At 46.5% G+C, this 3,113-nt stretch carries 3 protein-coding genes; all 3 read right to left on the bottom strand.

What is annotated here, in order from left to right; translation table 11 throughout:
* Positions 1 to 115: 115 nt before the first annotated feature.
* Positions 116 to 940 carry an ExeA family protein gene (locus ACQRBN_RS17330; protein WP_330578382.1) on the bottom strand — a complete coding sequence of 275 codons (825 nt, stop codon included), beginning with the start codon at positions 938 to 940 and terminating at the stop codon, positions 116 to 118.
* Positions 927 to 2,345: a DDE-type integrase/transposase/recombinase gene (locus tag ACQRBN_RS17335; protein ID WP_154433258.1), complete on the bottom strand. Its 1,419-nt coding sequence runs from the start codon at positions 2,343 to 2,345 to the stop codon at positions 927 to 929. Before ACQRBN_RS17335 ends, ACQRBN_RS17330 begins: the two co-directional genes overlap by 14 nt.
* A 73-nt stretch (positions 2,346 to 2,418) precedes the next feature.
* Positions 2,419 to 2,919 carry a DUF6431 domain-containing protein gene (locus ACQRBN_RS17340; protein ID WP_197702350.1) on the bottom strand — a complete coding sequence of 167 codons (501 nt, stop codon included), beginning with the start codon at positions 2,917 to 2,919 and terminating at the stop codon, positions 2,419 to 2,421.
* Between the last annotated feature and the right edge of the window lie 194 nt (positions 2,920 to 3,113).

Genomic DNA, 3,113 nt, shown 5'->3' on the forward strand with positions numbered 1-3,113 from the left:
GTGTTAATGATTTCATGAGCTGTCACCAGACTGCTCACACGAATTGTCATCAGATTGCTTAACTGCCTGTCATAGATAATGGTGGATTCGCCGCCCGAAAACGGGCGGCTGACTTTTACTTAGTTGTGACCGTGAGCATTTCATGCTCTACTACAAACTTGATCATATAGTCATCGACCAGACGTCTCTGCTGTTGGAAGGCATACATCAGTGCCTTTTCGCAGATCCGGTTGATCATACGGGGAATTCCGGCAGATGCCTTGTGGATCTCATCCACTGCTTTTTCAGTAAAAACCTCCTGAGAACATCCAGAATACGCCATATGACTTCCGATGTACTGTTCTGTTTCCGATCTGTCCAGATGTGGAAGCGTACAATACATATCGATTCTCTGGCGAATAGCAGCGTAACGCTGTAACTTCAGTTTGTTTTCCCAAAGTTCTGTCTGCCCGACAAGGACTACTGCCATGGGACTGACAGAATCAAATTTGTAATTCAAAAGAAATCGGAATTCTTCCAGCGTTTCTTTTTCCAATAGATGAGCTTCATCAAGGATACAGACAACTTTCTTGTGCTGTACTCCACGGATGATTTCAATTTCCTGCTGTAGCTGGCGTTTGGAATCTCCCCGATAAAACCTTGATTCCAGACCGAGCTGATCCAGCAGCCCCTTATAAAACCATCTTGGAGTCAGCTTTGAGTCTGAAAGATAAAGAACGATGTAATCCTCTTTAGGAAGCTCTGAGTAAAACCGGCGGATCAGCGTTGATTTCCCACATCCGGAATCAGCGGTTACAACCGCAAACATCTGGCGGTCTGCCACATAGGATAAACGCCCTAATGTCTCGCGAAAAGCAGATGATTCATACAGCTTTTCAGGCGGAACATCACGGACAAAGGGTGTGTGTTCCATACCGAAGAATGCCTCATACATTGTCATTCGCCTCCTTCCGATAGGATGCAAATGAAATCGCGTCAGCCATCTGACGCTGTGTCTGTGCATGGCGGTTTTCTAAAGCATCAAGAAAACGGGATGTGCTCGGTTTCTGTTCCTGCATGGATGCCGGTAATACGGGACGTTTGTCACAGTATGAGCTGATTTTTATAGGCTGTGCTGTAAAAGGTTCATAGCCTGGATAAGAAACCGTGATCGTTTCAGGCGCGGCAGGGTCATAAGAAATTTCAACTTTATGCCCAATCAGTGATGGTTTTGTCTCGTATTTTATTCCGCGGAAACTGATACATCCGCCTTTGTCAACTTTGCGTTCTTCGTGATGAAGGAAAGCTTCCGCTACGACTGAAACATCCAGGAAAGTGAGCGGGCGGCTGTCGCGGTTCCATTCCTGAAGAGGTGTGATCCCTTCTTCCGGGACCGCAGCTCCAAGGCTTTCATAGTACTCACTGATCCCTTCATGAGATTTCTTGTGATAATACTCGTCTGCGAAGATCTCCCAGAGACGGTTTAATTCATCCAGGCTTTTGATACCCTTCAGCTTCGATTCGCGGATAAAATCATCCACGACCTGGTGGAACTTTTCGATCTTGCCTTTGCTTTTTCCGCTTCTCGGCTTTGCATGAATGACACGGATGCCGAGTTTGGAAAGGGAAAAACGGATTTGCTTTGCGATATACTGTGATCCGTTATCAAAGTAACAGGCATCAAAAGTTCCGTGACGCAGGATCGCCTGGTGAAAGGTATCCTCGATGATCGCTTCTTCCTGATTATCATAGAACCGGGAGAATAGCAGCCGTCTGGAATGGTCATCAATAGCCGAGGACAGATAGGTCTGTACTTTGGCACCGTTTTTTCCAATAGGAAGTTTGGGACCATACTTGATATCTCCCTGGATCAGCATCATGCGGTGTGGTTTGCAGAAGCGTTTCGATGAACTCTCACGGGCTTCTCTGTACATCTGCATATGTTCACGGCCAAACCCTGCTTTATAAAGATGTCTTTCCAGGGTTGGGCGTTTTAATACCCCCGGTGCTACAAAGCCTTCTGCTTCCAGAATGAAGATGATCTGTGCAACAGACCGTTCCGGGACCTCTTTCCTGAGCTGGATTGCCTGTTCCAGAAGAAAATCGAAATTGTCCGGAAGTCTCTGGGATCTGTGTTTTTGCCGGTCTGCCGGTTTGAGTCCAGAGAACTGGCTTTCTGCATATGCTTTCTCGTAACGATAAAGAGAGCGGACGGAGATGTTATTCTCCTGTGCAATCTGCCTGCGCAGCTGCAGACGTTTTGCGTCATCCATATCTTCCCTGAGAAGGGGAGATATAAGCTGAAAGCGTTTGAGTGCTTCCTGTTCCTGCCACTGTTGTTTCATAAGATTTTTGCTTGTATTCATAGTATAGCGACCTCCTTTGAGACCACTATACAGAAGCAGCCGGTGACAGACGAACCAAAGTAGGTGCACAGTGCTACCAGGGGATCGGCACCAGGAATCCCCCGCTGTTATAGATCAGGCGGAGAATGATCTCCAACCAGCTTTGATATTTTTTTCGTATAGCTTCGAGCAGTGAACCTTTGGAGAAGAGGACTCCTTCCCCAAGTCTGAAGATACTGTAGCCGGCACTTCTAAGGTAGCCTTCTATGTTGGTCAGATTGACCTGCAACCACAGGAGCCAGCGCTGCATGGTCTGCATGGACGGATAGTCCTCGGAATCAGCATCTTCAGGAGTGACAACTCCATCAAGAACTCCTGATATAACCTCAGTTTCATAATGCTTATACGGGGAGAGGCAATCCGGAAGTTCATTATGATAGGAATGGCAGTTTTTACATCTGAAACGTCGTATCATCAGACGCTCCTTACGTCCGCCTTCTTTCCTTCGGATACGTACGCGTGAATCCCGGTAGGCAAGAATCCCCTGACATCTGGGACATATATGGCTGGTCACACTGCTCTCAACAAAAAACACCTGAATTCCCCTTGAGGGTTAACGTATAGTCTGATATAATAACCATGGTTTTAGCGACCAGGTCTCAGAGTACACGACTTTCCAGGGAAGGTGCTCTGAGACTTTTTTCTTTCTGTAAACTGATGACAGTATACAGAACAATCCAGAGACACGCAAGCTAATCATTATTACGCTATTTTAAGAGGTCAATAACA

This window comes from Bariatricus sp. SGI.154, from assembly GCF_050313795.1.
Taxonomy (GTDB): Bacteria; Bacillota; Clostridia; order Lachnospirales; family Lachnospiraceae; genus CAMBRQ01.

Coding starts and splice junctions, on each gene's coding strand:
- ACQRBN_RS17330 (WP_330578382.1), bottom strand. CDS start 940: ATGACAATGTATGAGGCATTCTTCGGTATGGAACACACACCCTTTGTC.
- ACQRBN_RS17335 (WP_154433258.1), bottom strand. CDS start 2,345: ATGAATACAAGCAAAAATCTTATGAAACAACAGTGGCAGGAACAGGAA.